Source organism: Devosia sp. Root413D1 (genome assembly GCF_001425235.1).
Taxonomy (GTDB): domain Bacteria; phylum Pseudomonadota; class Alphaproteobacteria; order Rhizobiales; family Devosiaceae; genus Devosia_A.
In genome coordinates this window covers 278,504-301,123 of record NZ_LMEA01000011.1, presented here as the reverse complement: position 1 = coordinate 301,123, position 22,620 = coordinate 278,504, and the positions used below count along the sequence as shown (strand labels likewise).

Genomic DNA, 22,620 nt, shown 5'->3' with positions numbered 1-22,620 from the left:
CGTGAGGGGAGTGGGCCTCACGGCCTAGCTGACAGCCCCGTTCAGCAGCAGTTCAGCCGCAAACTGGCAACCATCGGGACAGTTAGCCCGTTGGTGTCCATCATGCGTTTGCCGATCATTCTCGCCCTCATCGTCGTCATCACGCTGCCCAAGGATGTCCGCGGGTTCGTGGATGATGTTTCGGCCCAGGCCCGCGTCGCGACGGCCTCGATCAGCCACTTCCTCGATCGCAACAGGGATGATGGCACCGTCAAGGTTGCCGAGGCGAGCATCAGCAACGTGCTGAAGACCAAGCACGACACGGCCAAGAACTCGGTCGGCAATATCCGCTAGTTTGATGCAACCGCGTGGAGGTTGGGCTGGATCTGACCCTGCCCACCGGCTGTCATCCCAGCGAAAGCTGGGACCCCATGGCGAGGGCTTTGCCCTCGTCCGGCATCCACTTGCACTGCGGCGAGTTGGGTCCCTGCTTTCGCTGGGATGACATCGAGTGGGCGGAGCAAACTGTACCCAATCGCGAGAGGGCTAGTTTGCATCCTCACCAGCGAACTTCACCAGCATCAGCGCCGATGCCTTTGCCAGCGCCAGGTCACGCCGATCGCTGAGATCGACCTCGAACCGCTCGCAGAGTCGCTGATACACCGGAAAGAGCGGGTCGGCCCGATAGCGCGCCTCCATCCTGCTGACGGTGGCTTCGATCTCCGCCAGACCCGGTACGCTCGCCATGGCTCAGAACGCGAAGTAGCCTACCACCGGCACATGGTCGCTCGGCTTGTCCTTGCCGCGCTCGGCGGCATGCACCACTGCGTCCTCCAGCCGATCCGCAGCCTGCGGTGAGAGCAGCAGGTGGTCGATGCGGATGCCGTCCTTGCGCTCCCAGCCGAACGTACGGAAATCCCAGAAGGTCAGGGATGGCTCGTCGGTGATGGCGCGCACCGCATCGGTGAGCCCGAGATTGAGCAAAGCCCGCCACCTCTCGGCGCTCTCGGGGCGGAACGCGGCATCGCCTACCCACTTTTCGGGCACGGTCGCGTCGACATTGGCTGGGATGATGTTGAAGTCACCAAGCAGGATGAACGGCTCTTCGAGGGCCAGGCGGGATTCGACGAAGGTGTGCAGCCGATCCATCCAACTGAGCTTATAGGTAAACTTGTCGGTGCCGACGGGATTGCCGTTGGGCAGGTAGATGCAGCACACCCGCACCACTCCGCCTTCGACCGAAAACAGCCCCTCGATAAGGCGCGACTGCTCGTCGCCGTCATCGCCGGGCAGGCCGCGCGTCACTTCGTCGAAGCGATGCTTGGAGAGGATGGCGACGCCGTTCCAGCTCTTTTGTCCAAACGTCTCGACATTGTAGCCCATCGCCTCGATCTCCATGCGAGGGAAGGCCTCGTCGACCGATTTGATCTCCTGGAGGCAGACGATATCGGGCGATTCGTCTTCAAGCCATTTGAGAAGAGCGCCTTGCCGAGCCTTGACGCCATTGATGTTCCAGGTCGCTATGCGCATGAGTAGGCTCCCGTTCGAGACGGGAGGTTAGAGCAATTCGCCGTTTCGTTGAAACGCGGAATTGCTCCGGTCCCTCCCTTGGTCGCGCTTCCGGATCGGAAAAGTCTGCAACTTTTCCTGGAAGCGCTCCGCTAGCTCAGAGCGCCGCGTAAACCGCGTCGCGGATGTCCTCGCGGAACGGCCCGTTGCAGCCCTCGGGCGCGACGTTGGTGCAGACCACGATCGACAGCTTGTTGGTGCGGTCGATGATCCAGTTGTGCCCCCAGGCGCCGCCCCAGTCGAGCGTGCCGACCGGGCAGGGGCTGCGCGCCGCCTGTGGGTCGTCGATAATGGCGCCGAGCACCGTGAAGCGCTTGCCGGCATCGCCCTCGCGACGCGGCAGGTTGCCGATCTGGTTGGTGAAGGCCTCTTCGACGCTCGCCGGCCTAAGGAAACTACCGCCGTTATAGACCTCGAGCATCTTCATCGCGTCGTCGGCAGTGCCGCAGGAGCCGCCACCGCCCGATTGCGGGGCATCGGCGCGGAAGATGCGGCCGGTATCCCAAGGCGAGTTGTCTGGGCTGATGAGCACCGGCGGCACGATCGATGGCGCCGGCAGATCGCCATTGTGGTAGTTGGCCGTTACGCGCTTGGGGTCGGTTGGCGTGAAGCCCCAGTCGGCCATGCCCAGCGGATCGGCAGCGTATTTCTTCACCGCCGCTTCGAGGCTCGAGCCATTGATGGCCGCGAGCACGCCACCCACCACGTCGATGCTGGTGCCATAGGCCCAGCCGGTCCCCGGGGCGAACACCAGCGGCGCCCTGGCGAGCCGCCGCAGGTTTTCCTCAAGCGTAATGTAGGGGCCGGACATGCCGGGGGCGACGTCACTCGGCGTCGTCTCGTAGGACAGACCCGCGGTGTGCGACAGCAACTGGCGGATGGTGATCGGCCGGACCACCCCATCGGGGCTCGCCGGAGTGAAATAGGGCAGGTACTTGCTGACCGGATCGTCGAGCTCAAGCAGGCCGGCTTCCATCATCTTGAGCGCGGCGGTGGCGACGATCGGCTTGGTTACCGAGGCGAGGCGGAAGATGGCGTTGCGCTCGAGCTTGCGGTTGGCCTCGCGATCGGCCAGCCCGGCGGTGCGGGCGTAAATCTCCTTGCCATCCTGGTTGACCAGGACGACGCAACCGACAATGCGGCTCACCAGCGCGGCGTCGATCGCCGCGTCGATATTCTTCTCAAGGCTCATGGAATCCTCCCAGACTTAGCAAGGACGCTAACGGTTCCCTGACAAGAAAGGCAAGCCGCCGAAAGGCTCAACCGACCAGCGGATCAGACGGGAGTGTCGCCGTAAACGGCATGCAGAATATCGTCGCGGAACCGGCCGTCCGATCCCTCGAGCCCGGTATTGCTCATGGAAACGACGCTGAGGCCGGCAGCGGGATCGATGAACCAGTTGTGCCCATAGATGCCGCCCCACCGCACCGTGCCGCGGGGAGCCGGCACGCCGGCGGCCGCGGGATCGTCGAGCCAGGCGCCAAACAGGCAGAATTGCCAGCCGGGCGAGACGGCCTGGCTCAACTGCGGCGTCTGGTTGGAAAGAGCAAGCTTTGCTGTCTCGGGCTCCAGGATCGACCCGCCAGTGCGCAATGCCTCCAGCAGACGCATGAAGTCGGGACCGCTGCCGGCCGCGCCGCCACCGCCCGATTGAAACGCAGCGGCATCGAAGATGCGCTCGGGGTCGTAGGTCGTGGTGCTGCCCCAGGGGTTCGGGATGGTGTGCACCGCGCCCATCAGCTCCGGGCCATTGGCGCCGTCGGCATAGGGGGCCGCCAGACGCGATGGGTCACGCACGGTGAAACCCGTGTCGGTCATGCCCAGCGGGCCGGTCACATAGTGCCGGATTGCGTCCTCCAGCCGGCCGCCGACCAGCCGCCCGGCGATATGCCCGAGAACGTCGATGGACGGCCCGTAAGTCCAGCCGGCGCCGGGCGCAAACAGCAGGGGCAGCGCGCCGACGCGCGCGATGCTGGCGTCGTCGCCAAGCCGCCAGCGATTTACGCCTGCCGTTGCTTCGGCTGGGGTGAGTATCGACGCAGTGGAAAGGCCGGAGGTGTGGGTGAGCAGTTGCCGGATGGTGATGGTCGGCTGGGCGCCGTCGGCCATGCGCGGACGAAACTCCGGCAGGTAGTCGGTGACCGCCGCATCGAGACCGAGCTTTCCGTCCTCGATCAGGGCGAGGATGGTTGCCGCGACGATCGGCTTGGTGAGGGAGGAGAGACGAAAGATCGCGTCGAGGGTCATCGGACGGCGGTTTTCCCGGTCGGCGAGGCCGTGCGGGGCCTCGTAGACGAGTTCACCGTGCCGGCGGACGATGATGACCGAGCCGACGATGCGCCCTTCATCGATCGCACGCATCGCCGCAGCGTCGAGCCGCTCAGCCAAGTTCATGCTCTGCCTACCCAATTCGGGGCGGACGCTAGCCTTGCGATGCTAGCGAGGCAAGGCTGGCAACAGCTCGAACGACGGGCTCAGGCGACGGCGAAGCTGGTGCCGCAGCCGCAGCCGGCGACCGCGTTGGGGTTCTTGATCTGGAAGCTCTGGCCGATCAGGTCATCGACATAGTCGATCTCGGCGCCGCCCATGAACTCGAGGCTGAGGGAATCGATCAGCACGGTGGCATTGTCCTTGGTCAGCACCAGGTCGTCGTTAGCAGGCGTTTCCTTGCCCAGCTTGTACTCGTACTGGAAGCCGGAACAGCCGCCGCCCGCCACCACGATGCGCAGCACCGTGCCTTCGCCCTGTTTGGCGAGGATGCGGCCAATCTTCTTGGCGGCGCGGTCTGTCAAAATGACATTGTTCGGTGCTAGAGCAGCTTCAGACATAAGGTACCTTTCGGCCGCCCGGCATGGGGCAGCGCTGGAAACCAAATCTAATATCGTTAGACGACGATGAAAAGGGTCTTGGCTGCATAATGGGTGAACGCGCCGCCTATGCTTCCGATCCCTCCGAGAGCCGCGGCCGGCTGTTTGCGCCGGGTTCGAGCCCAACACGCTCGGAATTTCAGAGGGATCGCGACCGGATCGTCCACTCCGCGGCGTTCCGCCGGCTGCAGCACAAGACCCAGGTGTTCCTGCACCACGAGGGCCAGCACTACCGCACCCGGCTGACCCACACGCTGGAAGTCAGCCAGATGGCGCGCTCGATCGCCCGCGCCCTGGCGCTGGATGAGGATCTGGCCGAAGCGGTGGCGCTGGCGCATGACCTTGGCCACACCCCGTTCGGCCATGCCGGCGAGCGCGTGCTGCATGACAAGATGGCCGAGTGGGGCGGGTTCGACCACAATATGCAGGCGATCCGAGTCGTCACCCGGCTGGAGAACCGCTATGCCGAGCATGACGGGCTGAACCTCAGTTGGGAGGCGCTCGAGGGTATCCTCAAGCATAATGGTCCGCTCACCGATCGGCAGGGCCGGCCGCTGCGCGCCGACAAGCCGCTGCCGCCTGGCCTGAACGATATCCCGGCCAGCGCCGACCTGATGACCTGGAGCTATGCCAGCCTCGAGGCCCAGTCCGCCGCCATCGCCGACGACATCGCCTACAACTCGCACGACATCGACGATGCGCTGCGGGCCGGGCTGATCCGGCTGGCGGACCTCACGGATGTGCCGCTGGTCGGCCCGCTGGTGCGCGAGGTGCTGGAGCGCTGGCCCGAGATCGAGCGCAGCCGGCAGGCGCATGAGGTGCAGCGGCGGCTGATCACAGTGCAGATCGAGGATGTGATCGCCGAAAGCAGCCGCGCCATCACGGAGGTTGCCCCGCAATCGGCCGACGATATCCGCAATGCCGGACGCACGCTGATCCGCTTCTCGCGACCGGTGCACGATGCCGAGCAGGGGCTGAAGCGCTTCCTGTTCGAGCGGGTCTATCGCAGCGAAGAGGTGATGGGCCCGGTGCGCCACAGCCAGACGGTGGTGGGCATGCTGTTCGACCACTATCTGGTCACCGGCGCCATGCCGGGGCGGTGGGGCGATGCAGTCCGCCACGCCGCCGATCGCGCCGCCCGGGCCCGTGTGGTTGCCGACTTCATCGCCGGGATGACCGACCCCTATGCGCTCGAGCAGCACGCCCGGCTGTTTGACGGTGCGGGCCAGTTGCGGTAGGGGCAGCGCAGCCCGCCCTAAGCGCCGGGTCATTCCCGCGAAAGCGGGAACCTCCGTTTCGGCTGTTGCCGAGCCGCCGCAAACAGAGAGTCCCGCTTTCGCGGGAATGACCTGGTGGGTAAGCCGACCCTGCCAATCATGGCACCCAAGAGACCAACATGAACGTCTTCGCGTTGTTTGCCGCCCGTGTCGCCGACGCCCTTACGGGGCTCTATCCCTCGATCACCGAGGAAGCTCTGTCGCGCATCGTGGTCGAGCCGCCGCGAGATGCGGCGCATGGAGACCTCTCCACCAACGCCGCGATGGTGGTGGCCAAGCCGCTGGGCAAGAACCCGCGCGAGGTGGCGACGGCGCTGGCCGAGCACTTCAAGGCCGACAAAGACGTGACCTCGGTGGAGGTCGCGGGGCCCGGCTTCATCAATTTCCGGCTGGCCACCCCGGTGTGGCACGAGGTGCTGAAGTCGATCGGCGCGCAGCGGGGCGACTTCGGCAAGTCGAACGTCGGCGGCGGCGAGCGGGTGAATGTCGAGTACGTCTCGGCCAACCCGACCGGGCCGATGCATGTGGGCCATACCCGTGGCGCCGTGTTCGGCGACGCGCTGGCCTCGCTGATGGCCTATTCGGGCTATGAGGTGACGCGCGAGTATTACATCAACGACGCCGGCAGCCAGATCGATACGCTGGCCAAATCCACCATGCTGCGCTACCGCGAGGCGTTGGGCGAAAGCATCGAGATCCCGTCCGGCTTCTATCCTGGCGATTACCTGGTCCCGGTGGGCGAGGCGCTGAAGGCCGAGTTCGGCGACAGCCTGCTCAAGACGCCGGAGCCCGAAGCGCTGGCACTGGTCAAAGATCGGGTGCTGGCGGCGATGATGGACCTGATCCGGGCCGACCTCGCCCAGCTCAACATCCACCACGACGTGTTCTTTTCGGAACGCCAGCTGCACGGGCAGGGCGGCGATATCGACACCACGCTCGACTGGCTGCGCTCGGAAGACATGATCTACCAGGGCCGGCTCGAGCCTCCCAAGGGCAAGACGCCCGAGGACTGGGAGGATCGCGAGCAGACGCTGTTCCGCGCCACCAATTATGGCGACGATGTCGATCGGCCGCTGGTCAAGTCGAACGGCGCCTACACCTATTTCGCCGCCGACATTGCCTACCACCGCAACAAGTACCTGCGCGGCTTCAAGCACATGGTCAACGTGCTGGGCGCCGACCACTCGGGCTATGTGTCGCGGCTGAAGGCGGCGGTGAAGGCGGTGTCGCATGGCGAGGCCGATATCGACGTGCGCATCTGCCAGCTGGTGCGGCTGATGAAGAACGGCGAGCCGTTCAAGATGTCGAAGCGCTCGGGCGACCTGGTGCTGCTGTCGGACGTGGTGGAGGAGGTGGGCTCGGACGCAACGCGCTTCATGCTGCTCTATCGGCGCAACGACGCGGCGATGGATTTCGATTTCGCGGTGGTCAAGGAACAGACGCGCGATAACCCGGTGTTCTACGTGCAGTACGCGCACGCCCGGACGTACTCGGTGTTCCGCAAGGTTGCCGAGGAAATGCCTGACCTCGATATTTCGGTCGAAGCGCTGGCCAAGGCAGATATTTCGCTCTTGGCTTCAGAGGCTGATCTCGAACTGATCAAAGCTCTGGCGCAGTGGCCGCGTATCGTTGCTTCGGCCGCAAGTGCCCATGAGCCGCACCGCGTGGCGTTCTACCTCTATGAACTTGCGGCGGCGTTTCACGGCTTCTGGGCGAGGGGTAACCAGGATGTTGCCTTACGCTTTGTTAACGCCGATGATTCAATGCTGACTTCGGCCCGACTCGCCCTTGTCGGTGCCGTGCGTCAGGTGCTCGTTAACGGCTTGACCCTGCTTGGTGTTAGTGCGCCGGAGGAGCTTTCATAATTCCGGCGCATTGGTTGCTAGAGTTGCCGGCTTGCTCGGCGGGGGTCAAGGCGAGCACCGGGACCACGAGTTTAGGGGGCGCTGCTTTCAATGACAGCGAGACCGCAGCAGATGCCTGATGGCCAGGATAAATCCGACGACCTGATCGCCGAGCTCGCCAAACTTATGGCGAACAACGCTCAGGGCGCCGAGCCGGAGGCCAAATCTGCGCCCAAGCTCGTCACGCTTGCCGATGCGCCCAAGCCCGAAGGGCAGGGGCCCGCAATGGTCCGCATCCCCGGTATGGATGCGCCGGTTGCCGCAACGCCGGCGCCCGCGCCGGCCGTCAGCACACCAGTGCCGCCGCCGGCCGATCGGCCCGCGCCGGTCGCCCCGGGTGTGCTGCGCATTCCCGGCATGGATCAACCCGTAGCCGCCACGCCGGCGCCTGCCGTGACGTCGCCGGTCCCTTCGGTGGAGCCCAAGCCTGCCGCGTCGTTCGATTTCGGTACGCTTCCCGCGGCTTCGACCAGCTTCAAGCCCGAGCCGATGGCCAACTGGCAGGATCGCGAGATCCCCAAGCCGGTGCCGATGCGGCCGGCGGCTACCGTTGAGACCTCCGCGCCGGTAGCGCGCCCGGTCGTAGCCGAGGTGCTGCCGCCGGCGCGCCCGGCGCCGTTCGAGCCCGCCAAGCCCACGCCATCGCAGCCTGATCCGATGGCTGAGCTCGAAGCCGAGCTGGCGCCCGCCGTGAGTGCAGACGCAACGGTCGAGCCGGAAGTAAAGGCGCCCGCGCCGCGGGTCGAGCCGAGCTTTGCCGCGCCGCGTCCGGCTGCGCCGGCGTCCGCGCCCGCATCTGCACCTGCGGCATCGCCGATGGTTGCTGCCGCCAAGGCGTCGGCTACCGATGACAGCTTCGATTTCGATTTCGGCTTTGCGTCCGAGCCGCCGGCGCCGATTGCGGCAGCCGAGTCGCGCCCGCAGGTCCGCCCCGCGGTCTCGTCGCCGGCAGCTGCCGCTCCGGCCCCTGCGGTTGCTCCGGTGATTCCTGCGGCATCGACCGGCGACCCGATCGCCGATCTGATCGCGGCGGAACTGGATTCCGTCGAAGCCGAGGTCGTCGAGGAGGCGAAGGTCGAGCAGCGGCCCGCGCCGGTGCAGCCGGCCGCCCGCAGTTTCCCGCTGCCCGCATCGCGCCCTGCCTCGGGCCCTTCGCAGTTCCGTCCGCAGTCGACGCCGCTTTCCGCTGCGCCGGCCAGCCCCGCACCGGTCTCGCGTCCCGAGGACCGCTTTGGTGTCGCCCCGGTGTTCGGGCCGACCAGCAAGGTGCAGGCGCCGCGCCCGCAGCCGCAGCCGGCCGCCGAGCGCGACCCGATGGACGAGATCGAGAGCCTGATCGGCGAAGCCGTTCGGGTGGAGCTTACCAGCGACAAGCCTGCCGCCCCGCCGCCACAAGCGGCCGTGCCGCAGTCCGCTCCGATCGTGCCGCCGCTCACCACCGGGTTTGCCCCGCGTCGCGCCGCGATCAAGGATGCTGAACCGCAGGTGCCGTCGGCCGAGGCCGCCATTCTTGCGGCCGCCGCTGCCAGCGGCGCCGAGGTTGGCCGTATCGATGGTGGTATGTCCGCCGAACAGCGGCAGAGCCCGTATAAGCGTCCGAAGGCCAAACCCGAGCGCCGCTCGGGTGGGATGCGCCAATATGTCGGCATGGCCGTCGCCGGCACGCTGCTGCTGGCAGCCGGTTTCGGCCTCTACTGGGTGCTCGGCATGGGCCGTGGCACCGACGCCGATGCGCCGGTGCTGCAGGCTGATGCGACCCCGGTAAAGCAGACACCGCCGCCGACCACCAGCACGACCAACCAGCAGGGTTCGGTGGTGTTCAATGAGCTCGACGGCAAATCCGCCGCGGCCGCTGCCAACGAGCAGTTGGTTTCGCGCGACGATACCGCCGAAACCAGCGTTGCCGACGTGGCGCGCACGGTGGGCGAGGGCGATGATGCGGCCAGCGAGAGCGAACTCGCCAACCGCAAGGTTCGCACCGTGACGGTTCGCCCAGATGGCACGATCGTTTCGGGCGACGAGGCGGTGGCCGGCAATGAAGAACTGCCGGTCGATCGGCCGGCCGTTCCGGATCTGCCGGGCGCCGACGTGCAGCCCTCCGAACTGCTGGCAGCCGTTCCCGACGCTGCGACCGATCCGATTGCCGCGGCGATCGACACCGGCACCGATCCGGCGGTCGATCCGACCCAGGTCTCGGCGCTGGCGCCGACCGGCCCGGCGCCGACCATCGATCCCAACATCGTGGCGCCGGTCCCGGTGGCCCGCCCGACGGATCGCTCGGTCCTTGGCGGTGGCTCGAACCAGCAGGTTGCTGCTACCCAGCCGTCGCAGCCGGTTGACCTGGTCGAGGCCCCCGCGGCCCAGGCGCCGCAGGCCAGTGGCAGCGGTCCTTATGTGCAGCTCAGCTCGCAGCCGACCGAAGGCGACGCGGCGTCGTCGCTGCGTTCGACGCAGAACCGGCTCTCCGGCCTGCTGAATGGGCGCAGCCTTGCCGTGCGGCAGGTCAACCTCGGCGCCAAGGGCACCTGGTACCGCGTGGTGCTGCCGGTCGATTCCTTCCAGGAAGCGACGCAGACCTGCGCCAGCCTCAAGGCCAACGGCGTCGATTGCGTGCCGATCGGCGGTTGATCGGCACCCGCAGTTCCTTGACCTCGGTCTCGGTTAGGGACCAAGCTCGCGCGAGCTGGAGCGTGTTACCGTTTCGTTGAACGACAACATGCTCCAGCCTTGATTTGTCGCGCTATCGAAGCGGAAAAGTCTGCAATCCCGCCTTGGCGAGGGCAGGTATTTCCTGATAGCGCTCTGGCGGGCAGGCGACTGTATGAGCGACACTTCCACCGACTGGTTCGCGGCTCCCGACGCGCCGCGCGACGATGAAGTGATGTATGTCGACGTTGCCGGCTATGAAGGCCCGCTCGACCTGCTGCTCGACCTGGCGCGCCGCCAGAAGGTCGACCTCTCCCGCATCTCCGTGCTGGCGCTGGCCGAGCAGTATCTCGGCTTCATCGAGACGGTGCGCGAGAAGCGCATCGAGATCGCCGCCGATTACCTGGTGATGGCGGCGTGGCTGGCCTATCTCAAGAGCCGGCTGATGGTGCCACAGGCACCCAGCGACGATGAGCCCTCCGGCGAGATGATGGCGGCCCTGCTGCAGTTCCGGCTGAAGCGGCTCGAAGCCATGCGCAAGGCGGCGATGCAGCTGATCAACCGGCCGCGGCTCGGGCGGCAGGTGCATGCGCGGGGCCAGCCCGAACCGGTGCTGGTGGAGCGACGCAACCTCTGGGAAGCCTCGCTCTACGATCTGCTCAAGGCCTATGCCACCGGCCGCGAACGCAACGTGCCGCAGGACTATCACCTGTTCGAGCGCAGCGTCTGGTCGCTGCAGGAGGCGCGCGAGATATTGACGCGGCTGATTGGCGACAGCATGGACTGGGTGCCGCTCGATGCGTATCTCGACCAGTATCTGAGCAACCCCGAGCAGCGGAAGACCGCGACGGCGTCGAGCTTCGCCTCGAGCCTTGAACTCGCCCGGCAGGGGCAAATAGAACTGCGCCAGACCTTGACCTTCGGCCCGCTGTTCATGCGACGGCGCCAGGATCCAAAGACACCCGGCGACGGAAAGAAGACCGAATGACGGATGAAGTTCCGGACGACCAGTTCGACGAGCATGGCGAGATCGCCGAGCGGAACCTCAGGGTGCTCGAAGCGATCCTGTTTGCCTCGGCCGAGCCGCTGTCACCGGCCGACATCGCGCCGTATCTGGGGGAGGGCGCCGACGTTCCCGAGCTGCTCGAACGGCTGGCGCTGCGCTATGCCGGCCACGGCGTGCAACTGGTGCATCGCGGTGACAAGTGGGCCTTCCGTACGGCGGACGACCTGTCGTTCCTGTTGCGCCGCGAGGAGACTGAGAGCCGGCAGCTGTCGCGCGCCGCACTCGAAACCCTCGCCATCATCGCCTACCACCAGCCGGCCACCCGAGCCGAGGTGGAGGAGGTGCGCGGCGTTGCCAGCGGCGGCGGTACGTTCGACGTGCTGATGCAAACTGGCTGGGTGCGCATGCGTGGCCGCCGGCGCACGCCGGGGCGACCGGTGACCTATGGCACGACCGAAGCCTTCCTCGACCATTTCGGCCTTGAGAGCCTTGCCGACCTGCCGGGGCTCGAAGAGCTGAAGGGCTCGGGGCTGCTGTCGAGCCGGTTGCCGCCGGCCTTCCAGGTGCCGTTGCCCTTTGATGGGCCGCTGCGCGATGACGAGGATCCGCTGGAGCCGGACGACCAGGGCGAGAGCGACCCGATCCAATGACCGATATCGAAGCAGTCGAGGACTGGGGCCCGCGCGGCACCGCCGGCGTCGCCTTTGCGGCGGCGCTGCGGTTCGACGCCGTCGACGTGACGCTGGGTGGGCGGCCGGTGCTCAGGAACTTCTCGCTGGCGCTGGTGCCGGGCGAGATCGTGTGCCTCCTCGGGGAGAGCGGCTCGGGCAAATCGACCATCCTCAGGGTGGCCGCCGGCATCCAGCGCATCGACGGCGGCACGGTGAAGATCAACGACCAGGTCGTGTCCGGTCCTGGCGTTCATGCCAAGCCGGACCGGCGCGGCATCGGCCTGATGTTCCAGGATTTCGCCCTGTTTCCGCACCTGACGCTGTTGCAGAACGTAACCTTCGGGCTACGCAAGCTGGGGCGGACCGCCGCGCTGGCGCAGGCGCGGCAGGCGCTGAAGCGCGTGGGTCTCGACGACCGCGAAGCGGACTATCCGCATCGGCTCTCCGGCGGCCAGCAGCAGCGATTGGCGCTGGCTCGCTCGATCGCGCCGCGCCCGGGCATCCTGATGCTCGACGAACCGTTCTCGAGCCTCGATGCGCGGTTGCGCGAGACGGTGCGCAACGAAACGCTGGCGGTGCTGCGGGAAACCCACGCCACGACCATCATCGTGACGCACGATCCGGAGGAGGCAATGCTGCTGGGCGACCGCATTGCGCTGCTCCGCCACGGCAAATTGGCGCAGATCGATACGGCGTCGGAGATCTACAACCGGCCGGTCGACCTCAACGCCGCCCGCTTCTTTTCGCCGCTGAGCGAGATCGAGGCACGGGTGCAAGCGGGCAGGGTGGAGACCCCGCTCGGGCCCGTTCCGGCGCCGAAGTATGCCGACGGCACCGCGGTGACGGTGGCGATCCGGCCGATCGGATCGCTCGACGTGGCAACCGAAGGGCCCGGCGTTCCCGGCCGTGTGCTGGCCAAGCGCGATGCCATCGGCATCGATCTGTGCGAAGTGAGCGTGACTGGCCTCGACCGCCCGATCCAGATCCGTCGCCGCGCCGATCGTAACCTTGTTGTCGGATCGGACGTATTCCTGACCCTCAACCCGGAACACGTCCTTGTGTTCGCCAAGGATTGAACCTATTTCTCTGCGCTAGTGTAAGCGTAGAGCATTCTTTCGGAGACCATCCATGCACGCGCCAGGGATTTGGGGCATCATCGTCGTCGCCATCGTGGTGATCCTGCTGTTCGGACGCGGCAAGATTGCCGGGCTGATGGGCGAAGTAGCCTCCGGCATCAAGTCCTTCCAGAAGGGCATGCGCGACGAAGAGCAGAAGCCTGCTGCGCAGATCGACGCTTCGACCACCGTCGAGCCGGCCCGCGAGACCGAAAAGGCCAAGGACGCCTGATCGTCTGACGGCCGCTCCCAGGAGCCAAAACTATGCTCGGCGTCGGCTGGACCGAAATGCTTGTGATCGGGGTCGTGGCCCTGATCGTCATCGGACCCAAAGAGCTTCCCGCTCTGATGCATCGGGTCGGCAAGTTTGCCGGCACGATCCGTCGCATGGGCTCGGACTTTCAGCGTGAGCTGAACAAGACCACTGGTCTCAACGAGATCACCAATCTCCGCCAGTCGGTGACGCAGCCGCTGAAGGCGACTGCCGATGCGATCCGCAAGGAATTCAACACGACGACGGCAACCGGTGAGGTGAAGCCCTCAGGGGCGATCAAGCCGGCCGATCCCAAGGTCGAAAGCGTGGTCGACGAGATCAAGGCCGCCGCCGGCATTGCCACTCCTGCAGCGGCCGCGGCGCCGGTGATGACCCCGATCGTGCAGCCAGCCGAGACGCCCAAGGCACCGGTGAAGGCCGCCCGTCCGGTCAAGATCAAGGCGCCGACCGAGAGCAAGGTGGCAGCTGCCGACATCGCTCCGGCAAAAAAGGCTGCACCGAAAGCGAAGAAGCCGATCGACTCGCCGGCTCCGGTCGAAGCCATCGCACCAGCCAAGGCCGCGCCTGCCAAGCAGGCGAAGGTCGAGGCCATCGCGCCGGCCAAGGCCTCGTCCGCCAAAAAGGCTACCGTCAAGGCCGCCAAGCCTGTCGCCAAGGCCGAGAGCGTCGCCGTCAAGCCGGCCGCGAACGCCGCGCCGGCCAAGACCGTCAAGGCCGCCGTCGCTGAACCCGCCGCGGCCAAGAAACCCGCAGCCAAGAAACCGGCTGCTGCCGCCAAGAAGCCGTGACCATGGCCGAACAGACCAAGCTCGAAGCCCCCAAGGACGCCGCCGCGGTTGAACAGGATGAGCTCGCCGGCAGCGAAGCGCCGCTGCTCGACCACCTGATCGAACTGCGCAAGCGACTGATCCGCTCGGTGCTGGTGATCTTCGCGCTGCTGATCGTCTGCTTCTTTTTTGCCGGCACCATTTTCGATGTGCTGGTGCAGCCCTATCGCGAGGCGGTAGCGCCGGCGCCGGTGGAACTGATCTACACCGCGCCGCAGGAATTCTTCTTCACCCAGCTCAGCCTCGCCTTCTTCGGGGCGCTGTTCCTGGGTTTCCCGTATCTGGCCACCGAGGTTTACGGCTTCGTGGCGCCGGGGCTCTACAAGAAGGAGCGTCGGGCCTTCATCCCGTACCTGGTGGCGACGCCGGTGTTCTTCGTTCTGGGCGCGGCGATGGTGTATTTCGCGGTGCTGCCGCTCGCCATGCGCTTCTTCCACGCCATGGAGACCACCGAGATCACCATGCTGGTGAAGGTCTCGGAATATCTGGGCCTCGCCATGACGCTGATCCTCGCCTTCGGCATCTGCTTCCAGCTGCCGGTGGTGTTGACGCTGCTGGCGCAGATCGACCTTGTCTCCTCGGCGACGCTGAAGAAGGGCCGCCGCTACGCCATTGTCGGTATCCTGGTGTTCGCCGCGTTCATCACGCCGCCCGATCCAATCTCGCAGATCGGCCTCGCGCTGCCGATGTACCTGCTCTATGAGATTTCGATCCTCTCGGTTCGCTGGATCGAGAAACGCCGGGCTGCGGCGCTCGCGGCCGAGGGGGCCGAAGGTACCGACGTCGAGAAGGCCGAGTAGGCTCCAAAGCATCTTACGGACGAACTGACCACCCTGAGCGGGTGGTCGAGCCGACCCACGGCAATCACCCCATCTACGATGACACCGGTGAGTGGGTCGGGTCGGAGCCCACTCAGCATCGCCGGTGCTGGTCACTCGCGAAACGATCGGGCAGGGCGTCCCGTCAGGGACTTGCGCTGGCACCCCAATCCGGTAAAGCAGAGCCCTTCTCCCGCCGCAGGTCTCTCCATGCTCGATATCAACTGGATCAAAGCCAATCCCGCCGCGTTCGACGCTGCGCTCAGCGAGCGCAAGAACGTGCCGTTCAAGGCCTCCGAGCTGATCGCCATGGACGATTCCCGCCGCAGCGCCATCGCCGCGGTCGAGGACGCGCAGGCCAAGCGCAATGCGCTGTCGAAGCTGATCGGGCAGGCCAAGGCGCAGAAAGACGAGGCCAAGGCCAACGAGCTGATGGCCGAAGTCGCGAGCCTGAAGGACGCGATCCAGGCGGGTGAAGCCACCCGCAAGGAAGCGGAGGAGGGGCTGCGCAACGCGCTGCTGGTGATCCCCAACCTGCCGCTCGACGAGGTGCCGCGTGGCGCCGACGAGGCCGACAACAAGGAGTATTTTGGCCTCAACGGCTCGCCGGCTACCGCGGCCAAGGCGCGACCGGCGAAGCCGAGCTTCAGCTACAAGCCGAAGGAGCATTTCGAGACCGGCGAGGCCATGGGCCAGATGGATTTCGAAGTCGCCGCCAAGATCAGCGGCAGCCGCTTCGTCGTCTTGAAGAGCCATCTGGCGCGGCTCGAGCGTTCGATCGGCCAGTTCATGCTCGATCTGCATGTCGACCAGCATGGTTACACCGAGGTGCAGCCGCCGCTGCTGGTGAAGGACGACGCGCTCTACGGCACCAACCAGCTGCCGAAGTTCGCCGATGATCTGTTCTTCACCCCGCATGGCGAGAGCCGGCTGGCGCTGATCCCGACGGCCGAAGTGCCGCTGACCAACTTCGTGCGCGAGACGATCCTCTCTGAGGACGAGCTGCCGCTGCGAATGACGGCGCTGACCCCGTGCTTCCGCTCGGAGGCCGGGTCGGCTGGACGCGATACCCGCGGCATGCTGCGCCAGCATCAGTTCAACAAGGTCGAGATGGTGGCGATCACCACGCCGGAAACCTCGGGCGATGAGCATGAGAAGATGCTGTCGGATGCCGAGGATGTGCTGAAGCAGCTCGGGATCCACTACCGGGTGATGATGCTGTCGACCGGCGACATGGGCTTTGGGGCGCAGAAGACCTACGACCTCGAGGCCTGGCTGCCGGGGCAGGACACCTATCGCGAGATCTCGTCGGTCTCGGTGTGCGGGGATTTCCAGGCGCGCCGCATGGATGCGCGGGTGAAGGGCAAGGACGGAAAAATCCGTCATGTTCATACGCTGAACGGCTCGGGTGTTGCCGTGGGCCGGGCGTTGATCGCCGTGATGGAAAACTATCAGCAGGAGGATGGCTCGATCGCCATCCCCGACGCGCTGCAGCCCTATATGAAGGGCCTCAAGTCGATCGGTGCGCGCTCGTGAGAATTCTCATCACCAACGATGACGGCGTGGACGCTCCCGGCATCGCGGTGATGCGCGAGATTGCGCTGACGCTCAGCGACGACGTGTGGGTGGTGGCGCCGGATGGCAACCAGTCAGGAGCGGCGCATCGCTTCACCTTCGGCCGCGAGCTCGGGGTGGACAAGCGCGAGGATCGGGTGTTCTCGATCGTCGGCGGCTCGCCGGCCGACTGCGTCGTCGCCGGGATGACGCATATCTGTAAGGATCTGACGCCCGACCTGGTGCTGTCCGGCATCAATAACGGACAGAACCTGGGCGATATCCTCAACTGCTCGGGCACGGTCGCCGGGGCGCGCGAGGGAGCGCTGCATGGCGCGCTCGGCATCGGCATCAGCCAGGGCGTCGACTACGAGCGCGGCACCGAGATCGACTGGACCAACTCGCGCACTTATGCGGCGCGCGTGGTGAGCCAGCTGCTGCAGCAGGTGAAGGGCCGGGGCGAGGTCTATTTCAACGTCAACATCCCGTTCTGCGCCCCCGAGTATGTGGCCGGCATCCGGGTGGTGCCGTTCCAGCGCTTTGCCCGCTCGCCGATGGCCTATTACCCGAGCGACAATGCCGGAAAGTTCTTCATCGCCATCCCCGAGACGCCGAAGCCACTCGATGAAGAACACGATTTCCGCCTCGCCATGCACGGCAACGCCATCACAGTGACCCCGCTGCTGCTGCAGCACACGCATTATGAGATGGCTGGTCAGTTGGATGGGAAGCTGGGGCTTTAGGGCACCGCTCCTCGCTCCGCTCGGATCGCGCAACCTGCGGTTGCGATACCCCTCATCCGGCCTTCGGCCACCTTCTCCCACAAGGGGAGAAGGCCCGACTGAGCCGTCTGCTGATGGGTCTACCGCGCTACCATTTTTGGGGGGTGGCCTTCTCCCATGATGGGAGAAGGTAGCCGAAGGCCGGATGAGGGTGGGGCAGCACGCTGGTAGCGTTACGAGCGTCCGCGAGGAGCGTCACTAGCCGCCCGCCTCCTTAACCCTACCGACTCCTGAATCTCCCGCCGAACGATTTGAGCAAATTGCTTCGCATTTAAATCACTCTTTACCTTAACGCCCTAATCTCACGTCCATTGAGTACCTGCGTAGAGTGGACTGATGAGTAACCGCGTGACCGGTAAGACGTTTAGAACCGCCGCGATTGTGGGCCTGTTCGCGGGCGCCACTGCGCTCTCGGGGTGCAGCTCGCTGGGTGGCCTTGGCTTCGACAGGACGGCGACCGGCTCGGTCAACGCCGCTGCGCCGATGAACACAGCGCAGGCCATGCCCAAGACGCTCGTTCCTCCAGAAAACATTGGCGGTGGGTCCGGTCCTATGCTGGTCGGCTCCAACAGCATGGGCACTCAGCCCATGGCCAGCCAGCCGCTTGGCTCAGTATCGACCGAAGACTTGCCTGTGCTCACTTCATCAGCCAACGGAAGCAATCAGATGATGCCCGCTGCCCAGCCCCTGAGCCCGGTTCCGGCCACTACCACTCTGGCGTCCGCCCCGGCTTCGAACTCCCTCGTCTCCGTTCCCTCCGATGCCTATGTCCACGTGATCGAAAGCGGCGAGAGCCTCTACACGGTGGCCCGCCGCTACAACGTCACGGCGCAGGCGATCATCCAGGCCAATGGTTTCTCGTCGCCCGACAAGATCTATGTCGGCCAGAAGATCGTCATTCCCGGCAAGGCCTCGACGCTGATGGCGCTGGGCCCCAAGGGCGGCGCCAAGCCGGAAACGACGCTCGGCGCGCCGCCGTCGAACCTCGCTGCACCCAAGCCCGTTGCCGTCGCTTCGATCGAGCCCGAGACCAAGATTCCGGCCGCGACCGTCAAGCCGCTGGCGCCGACCAGTGCAGCTCCGGCCGCCGTGGCTGAAGCACAGCCGCTGCAGCAGCCCAAGACCGAACCGGTGCTCTCCGGTGCTGACAAGTTCCGCTGGCCGATCTCGGGCCGGGTGATCACCGACTTCGCCAATTCCAAGGGCACCGGCATCAATATCGAAGCGCCGGAAGGCGCGGCGGTCCGCTCGGCCGAGAATGGCCAGGTGATCTATGCCGGCTCGGGCGTCGAGGGTTACGGCAACCTGATCCTGATCCGCCACCCGAACGGCTATGTGTCGGCTTACGCCCACCTCAAGGACATGAACGTCGCCAAAGGGACCGTGGTGAACCGCGGCGACAATATCGGCACCGCCGGCAAGACCGGCTCGGTGTCGAAGTCCCAGCTGCACTTCGAGCTGCGCAAGGGCGCGACGCCGGTGGATCCGCTGCCGCTGCTGGCGAGCTGAGGCTAAGCACAGATTTGAGAAAGGCCCCGGAGCGATCCGGGGCCTTTTTGGCTTTCGGGGGACCTAGAAAGCTGGCGCGTGCTGACCCCCGCCCCTGTCCCCTCCCCGCAAGGGGGAGGGAGACCCTCACACTGGCATCGCGGCTCGGTCGGCTTGAGCGGGCGCTTTCAGTCAGACCGCAAACGCCCTGACCGAGTGCCTGATCTCCAGCGGTTTGGCCGGGTCGAGATCCACCCAGGTCTTGATGCCGCGCTGGTTGATCGGGTTGGGGCCGGTGGCGACGTCGGTGTGGAGGTCGAAGGCGGAGGCGAGGGGTTCGAGGCCGACGGCGCGGAACTGGCCGTTCCAGGGCTCGCCCTTGATGCCGCCATCGGTGTGCCAGATCATCAGCGTCGGCAACAGTTCGCGGTCCCAGTCGAGCTCGAAGCCCATGCCTTCGTCGAGATAGGTGCCGGTGAGGGGGCCGCGGGCGCCGCAGAGCTGCACGTTCTTGTCGGTGCGGGGCGACAGCGGGATATGGGACATATCCACCCGGGCGCCGTTTTTCGGCACTGAGCTCAGGCTCTCGAACTCCTGCGGGTCGCCCTCGGCGGTCTGGCCGGGGTGCGTGAGGCCGAAGTCGAAATCGAGCTTCAGTTCGAGCCGGCCGGGATTTTCCGGCAGGCGGAAATTGGGGTGGAGGCCAGCCGAGATCGGCGCCTTGTGGCGGGCGAAGATGCGCATGACGAAATCCAGCGCCGGCGCGTCCTTGCGGGCGGTGATGACGCGCTCGACCTTGCGCACGACGGAATCCGGATCGTAGTCGAGCGACAGCGTCACGCTCTCATCGTCGCCGCCGACGATAGTCCACTCGCGATGCGCGACAGGGCCATGAATGGTGCCCGTGGCCGGCTGGCCGAGCAGGCTGCCCCATTCGGGCAGGTTCGGGCCGGCAGTGCGCCCACCAGTGCCGAAAGGCAGACCGACGAAATCGCCGGCCAGCACGCGCAGATGCCCGACGATTGCGGGATCGTCGACGGTACCAAGCCACGGCGCGCGGGCGAACGGCTTGAAGGGCTTACCGTCAACCAGGAAGGTGGCGTCGGCCAGCATGGCAGCCGTACTCAGGATGGTCGCCTCGCCATGCGACCATCTCAACTTATGCGACCGGCTCATTATTCCCCTCAGTCCTCGTCGTCGAAACGCGGGCGCATTCGTTGCAGCTACGAGGCTGCGCCGCAAGCCGCGGGGCTATTGATAAATGGTCTAGAGCGCTTCGCGATCTGCTCCACCGGCCTAGTGGCTGGGCTCGGCGGTGTGGCCTACCACCGGCCGTCATCCCAGCGAAAGCTGGGACCCATTTCACAGCCCGCGCCGAAGGAGAGTTGGGTCCCTGCTTTCGCAGGGATGACATCGCAGGTGGGGTAATCGCCGTGGGTCAGCCCGACCTCCGCCCATCACGAGCATAGATTAGCCGACCAGCACGGGACGGCTGCAGGTGACGCTGTAGACCCGCACGTCGGCCTCGCCGATGCCGACGCCAAGGACGTCGAGAACGCCGAAAATGGTGCTGTCGAGGACCGGCGCCAGCGGCGCCACCAGCGTGCGCACGGCGGCCTCGATGACGGCGTCGGTGGACAGGCCGATCCCCAGCACGTCGACATCGATATCGAGCTCGTCGAGCAGCGATTTCGACAGGCTGCCGACGATGGTGTGGTTGGTGGCGGTCCTGATGGTTCCCTGTGTCACATCCTCGCTCGAGAAATTGAGCAGGATCGGCGAGGTCTCTCCGATGACGATGGCGGCGCGCGCCTTGATCTTCAGCAGCAGGGCAGAAAGGATGGTCGCCTGGTTGACCACCGGGAAAGCGCTGAAATCGGTGAAGCTGGCGCCCGCGAGGTTGCCGATAGCGAGCCGTGCGACGCCGGGCAGCACCTCGACCACGGCGGTGCCGGCTTGCCTACCCAAGCCAGGGCAGGCGAGCGAGCGGATCCGCGCTTCGGCGTAGGCGACTTCGATATAGATCGGCAGGGTGACGCCGGCGCCGAGCAAGATCGGGCCGCCGAGCAGCTTGACCGTCAGCTTGAGCCGGGTCTGCGCGGTGCGGGCGACAGCGCCTTTCTCACCAACCCGATACCAGGCATGCTGCGGCGGCTCGCCGATGGCGACGCTGAGGGCGATGCTGGTGAGGCCGGGCAGGGTGGCGCCGACGGCGAGATCGATCTGCTTGCCGTTGCCGGCGATTACCGCAGCAGCGTTGAGCAGCTCGAGCGCCGAGAGGCCGGCGAAATAGCCGGATTCACTGCCCACCGGCAGGGTGGAGAGCGAGCCGATATCGAGCAGCTTGAGCAGCGGGATCGTGCCGGTGTCGGCAATGGTGGTAGAGAGCGTGGTGGCGGCGGTCTTGGCGGTGCCGGTGAGGACGCTCGCCATGGCGGCGGCGATGGCGCCGCGGCTGGCCGAGGCCTTCAGCACGTCGCCATAGGTGGCGGCCGAGAGGTGGAGCTGCTGGTTCAATGCATCGAGGAAATCGAGCAGATCGACCCTGGCGTCGAGCAAGGCGTTGTAGCTCATCACATCGAGCGTGGCCGAGGTGCCGAGCAGGCTTTTGAGCAGGGCGTTGGCGACGCCGCCGTTCAGCGAGGCGAGGCGGGAGCCCACCGAGAAGGCCGCCTCTGGGTTAGCCGTCGCCAGCGCCGCGACGGAGATCTCGGGCGGCGCCTGCCAGGGTCGGGCAAGCAGCAGTGTGCCGGTCTTGCGGTAAGTCACCTGCACGGCGTTGGGCGGCGAGCCGCCGGGCGAGAAGCGCGCCGCCACCGACAGCTCCGGCACCGCCTTGTAGTGGCCGGTCACCACCTGCACCGGGTGTGAGGAGCGGACCTGGATCGAGGGATCGTCGATGCTGAGGGTGCTGCCGATCAGCCCGTTCGCCTGAAAGGTCCTGAAGGCGGTATCGAGTGCCTTGCTGGGGTCGGTCACCGCCGCAATAGCGGCGAGATCCGTTACCGATTGCGCCTGCCGCCGCTCGAGATAGAGCGAGCCTTCGTCCACGGCGAAGGCCCCGGCGAGCATCGCGACCGGCAGCAGCAGCGCGAACATCACCGCGATGTTGCCCAGTTCCTCGCCTCGGAAGCGGCGGAAGCCTTTCATATGCCGCCGAGCCGGATGGTCGAAGTGTAGCTGATGATCTTGTCCGGCAGCGGCACCGGCAGCACCCAGATCGGCAATTGCGAGGCGTCGTAGGTGATGGTGACCTTGTACTGGTTGGGATCGCTGGCATCGTCGCCGATGGTGAAATCCACCTCGTCAGGATCGATGAAGACGTAGCCGCCGGCATTGTTCTCGATGAATGCTGTAACCAGCGTGTTGCGTTCGGTGGGGCTGAGGCCGGCGATCGAGGTGCGGGCAGCGTCGGCAGCGATCTGCTGCACCGAGCTGGCGGCGCCGAAATAGATGCCGTAGGCGAGGACGCCGACAATCATCAGGATGAAGACCGGGGCGATGATGGCGAACTCGACCGCCGATGCGCCTTCGTGGGCGCCGGCGAAACGGCGCAGGCCACGAAGTGGCGGCACGCTGGGCGGCTGGCAGTCTCGGTGCCTCAGCATACGAGTACCCCACAAAATGGCCGCCACCCTCCTGGGTGGGATGCTCGGCCGGTCGTTTCAGGCGCCGGAAGACTGGGCGCCCGAAACGACGGAATACGAGATTAGTCAAATAGAGATAAGTATAGGCAAGATAAGTGGAATTCCCGTGAGCAATGCGGAAACACCGTACTGGCAACATCTGCGCGGAGGGCGGCGCGGAGTCGCTTATGGAAGTACGTGGTAGTACTTATGAGGT

Annotated in this window: 21 protein-coding genes; 13 read left to right on the top strand and 8 right to left on the bottom strand. The window is 65.9% G+C overall.

Annotated features, from left to right (window positions below):
- Nucleotides 1-102: 102 nt before the first annotated feature.
- A complete protein-coding gene (locus ASC89_RS18800) occupies nt 103-333 on the top strand; it encodes a hypothetical protein (protein ID WP_156384684.1) in 231 nt (76 codons plus the stop codon).
- A 192-nt stretch (nt 334-525) separates the two neighbouring features.
- On the opposite strand, the gene ASC89_RS18795 is transcribed toward ASC89_RS18800, so the two are convergent.
- The 5 genes from ASC89_RS18795 to ASC89_RS18775 all read right to left on the bottom strand — a co-directional run bounded on the left by ASC89_RS18795 (nt 526) and on the right by ASC89_RS18775 (nt 4,376).
- Nucleotides 526-726 (bottom strand): hypothetical protein, encoded by a 201-nt coding sequence (locus ASC89_RS18795; protein ID WP_055880054.1) that lies wholly within the window; start codon nt 724-726, stop codon nt 526-528.
- A 3-nt stretch (nt 727-729) separates the two neighbouring features.
- Nucleotides 730-1,509, bottom strand: a complete 780-nt coding sequence (gene xth, locus ASC89_RS18790) for an exodeoxyribonuclease III (RefSeq protein ID WP_055880053.1) — start codon at nt 1,507-1,509, stop codon at nt 730-732.
- Nucleotides 1,510-1,645: 136 nt separating this feature from the next.
- Complete coding sequence (locus ASC89_RS18785) at nt 1,646-2,740, bottom strand: serine hydrolase (protein ID WP_056000573.1); 1,095 nt, start codon at nt 2,738-2,740, stop codon at nt 1,646-1,648.
- Between the two features lie 83 nt (nt 2,741-2,823).
- Nucleotides 2,824-3,942, bottom strand: a complete 1,119-nt coding sequence (locus ASC89_RS18780) for a serine hydrolase (RefSeq protein WP_056000570.1) — start codon at nt 3,940-3,942, stop codon at nt 2,824-2,826.
- 80 nt (nt 3,943-4,022) lie between these two features.
- On the bottom strand, nt 4,023-4,376 hold the full coding sequence (locus ASC89_RS18775; protein WP_055880047.1) for an iron-sulfur cluster assembly accessory protein: 354 nt from the start codon (nt 4,374-4,376) through the stop codon (nt 4,023-4,025).
- Between the two features lie 23 nt (nt 4,377-4,399).
- Here ASC89_RS18775 and ASC89_RS18770 point away from each other — a divergent pair, with 23 nt between their 5' ends.
- From ASC89_RS18770 to ASC89_RS18715, 12 genes are all read left to right on the top strand, one after another.
- A complete protein-coding gene (locus ASC89_RS18770; RefSeq protein ID WP_082533457.1) occupies nt 4,400-5,653 on the top strand; it encodes a deoxyguanosinetriphosphate triphosphohydrolase in 1,254 nt (417 codons plus the stop codon).
- A 158-nt stretch (nt 5,654-5,811) separates the two neighbouring features.
- A complete protein-coding gene (gene argS / locus ASC89_RS18765; protein WP_056000564.1) occupies nt 5,812-7,557 on the top strand; it encodes an arginine--tRNA ligase in 1,746 nt (581 codons plus the stop codon).
- Between the two features lie 90 nt (nt 7,558-7,647).
- The gene (locus tag ASC89_RS18760; RefSeq protein WP_156384683.1) at nt 7,648-10,224 is read left to right on the top strand and encodes an SPOR domain-containing protein; all 2,577 of its coding nucleotides are present in this window, start codon (nt 7,648-7,650) and stop codon (nt 10,222-10,224) included.
- Nucleotides 10,225-10,417: 193 nt separating this feature from the next.
- Nucleotides 10,418-11,230, top strand: coding sequence for a ScpA family protein (locus ASC89_RS18755; RefSeq protein ID WP_055880036.1), 813 nt, complete (start codon nt 10,418-10,420; stop codon nt 11,228-11,230).
- A complete protein-coding gene (scpB, locus tag ASC89_RS18750; protein ID WP_056000558.1) occupies nt 11,227-11,898 on the top strand; it encodes an SMC-Scp complex subunit ScpB in 672 nt (223 codons plus the stop codon). Before ASC89_RS18755 ends, scpB begins: the two co-directional genes overlap by 4 nt.
- A complete protein-coding gene (locus ASC89_RS18745) occupies nt 11,895-12,995 on the top strand; it encodes an ABC transporter ATP-binding protein (RefSeq protein WP_055880032.1) in 1,101 nt (366 codons plus the stop codon). Before scpB ends, ASC89_RS18745 begins: the two co-directional genes overlap by 4 nt.
- Nucleotides 12,996-13,047: 52 nt before the next feature.
- Nucleotides 13,048-13,266, top strand: coding sequence for a twin-arginine translocase TatA/TatE family subunit (gene tatA, locus ASC89_RS18740; protein ID WP_055048811.1), 219 nt, complete (start codon nt 13,048-13,050; stop codon nt 13,264-13,266).
- Between the two features lie 32 nt (nt 13,267-13,298).
- Nucleotides 13,299-14,096 carry a Sec-independent protein translocase protein TatB gene (tatB, locus tag ASC89_RS18735; protein WP_056000555.1) on the top strand — a complete coding sequence of 266 codons (798 nt, stop codon included), beginning with the start codon at nt 13,299-13,301 and terminating at the stop codon, nt 14,094-14,096.
- Between the two features lie 2 nt (nt 14,097-14,098).
- A complete protein-coding gene (gene tatC / locus ASC89_RS18730; RefSeq protein WP_055880027.1) occupies nt 14,099-14,935 on the top strand; it encodes a twin-arginine translocase subunit TatC in 837 nt (278 codons plus the stop codon).
- Nucleotides 14,936-15,163: 228 nt separating this feature from the next.
- A complete protein-coding gene (gene serS / locus ASC89_RS18725) occupies nt 15,164-16,489 on the top strand; it encodes a serine--tRNA ligase (RefSeq protein WP_056000552.1) in 1,326 nt (441 codons plus the stop codon).
- On the top strand, nt 16,486-17,250 hold the full coding sequence (surE, locus tag ASC89_RS18720; protein WP_056000549.1) for a 5'/3'-nucleotidase SurE: 765 nt from the start codon (nt 16,486-16,488) through the stop codon (nt 17,248-17,250). Before serS ends, surE begins: the two co-directional genes overlap by 4 nt.
- A gap of 375 nt (nt 17,251-17,625) precedes the next feature.
- The gene (locus ASC89_RS18715) at nt 17,626-18,798 is read left to right on the top strand and encodes a M23 family metallopeptidase (RefSeq protein WP_056000546.1); all 1,173 of its coding nucleotides are present in this window, start codon (nt 17,626-17,628) and stop codon (nt 18,796-18,798) included.
- 171 nt (nt 18,799-18,969) lie between these two features.
- On the opposite strand, the gene ASC89_RS18710 is transcribed toward ASC89_RS18715, so the two are convergent.
- The 3 genes from ASC89_RS18710 to ASC89_RS18700 form a co-directional block, all read right to left on the bottom strand.
- Nucleotides 18,970-19,953 carry a hypothetical protein gene (locus ASC89_RS18710; protein WP_156384682.1) on the bottom strand — a complete coding sequence of 328 codons (984 nt, stop codon included), beginning with the start codon at nt 19,951-19,953 and terminating at the stop codon, nt 18,970-18,972.
- Between the two features lie 294 nt (nt 19,954-20,247).
- On the bottom strand, nt 20,248-21,927 hold the full coding sequence (locus ASC89_RS18705) for a pilus assembly protein TadG-related protein (protein WP_056000538.1): 1,680 nt from the start codon (nt 21,925-21,927) through the stop codon (nt 20,248-20,250).
- Entirely contained in the window at nt 21,924-22,385 is a 462-nt protein-coding gene (locus ASC89_RS18700) for a TadE/TadG family type IV pilus assembly protein (protein WP_082533456.1), read from the bottom strand. Before ASC89_RS18700 ends, ASC89_RS18705 begins: the two co-directional genes overlap by 4 nt.
- Between the last annotated feature and the right edge of the window lie 235 nt (nt 22,386-22,620).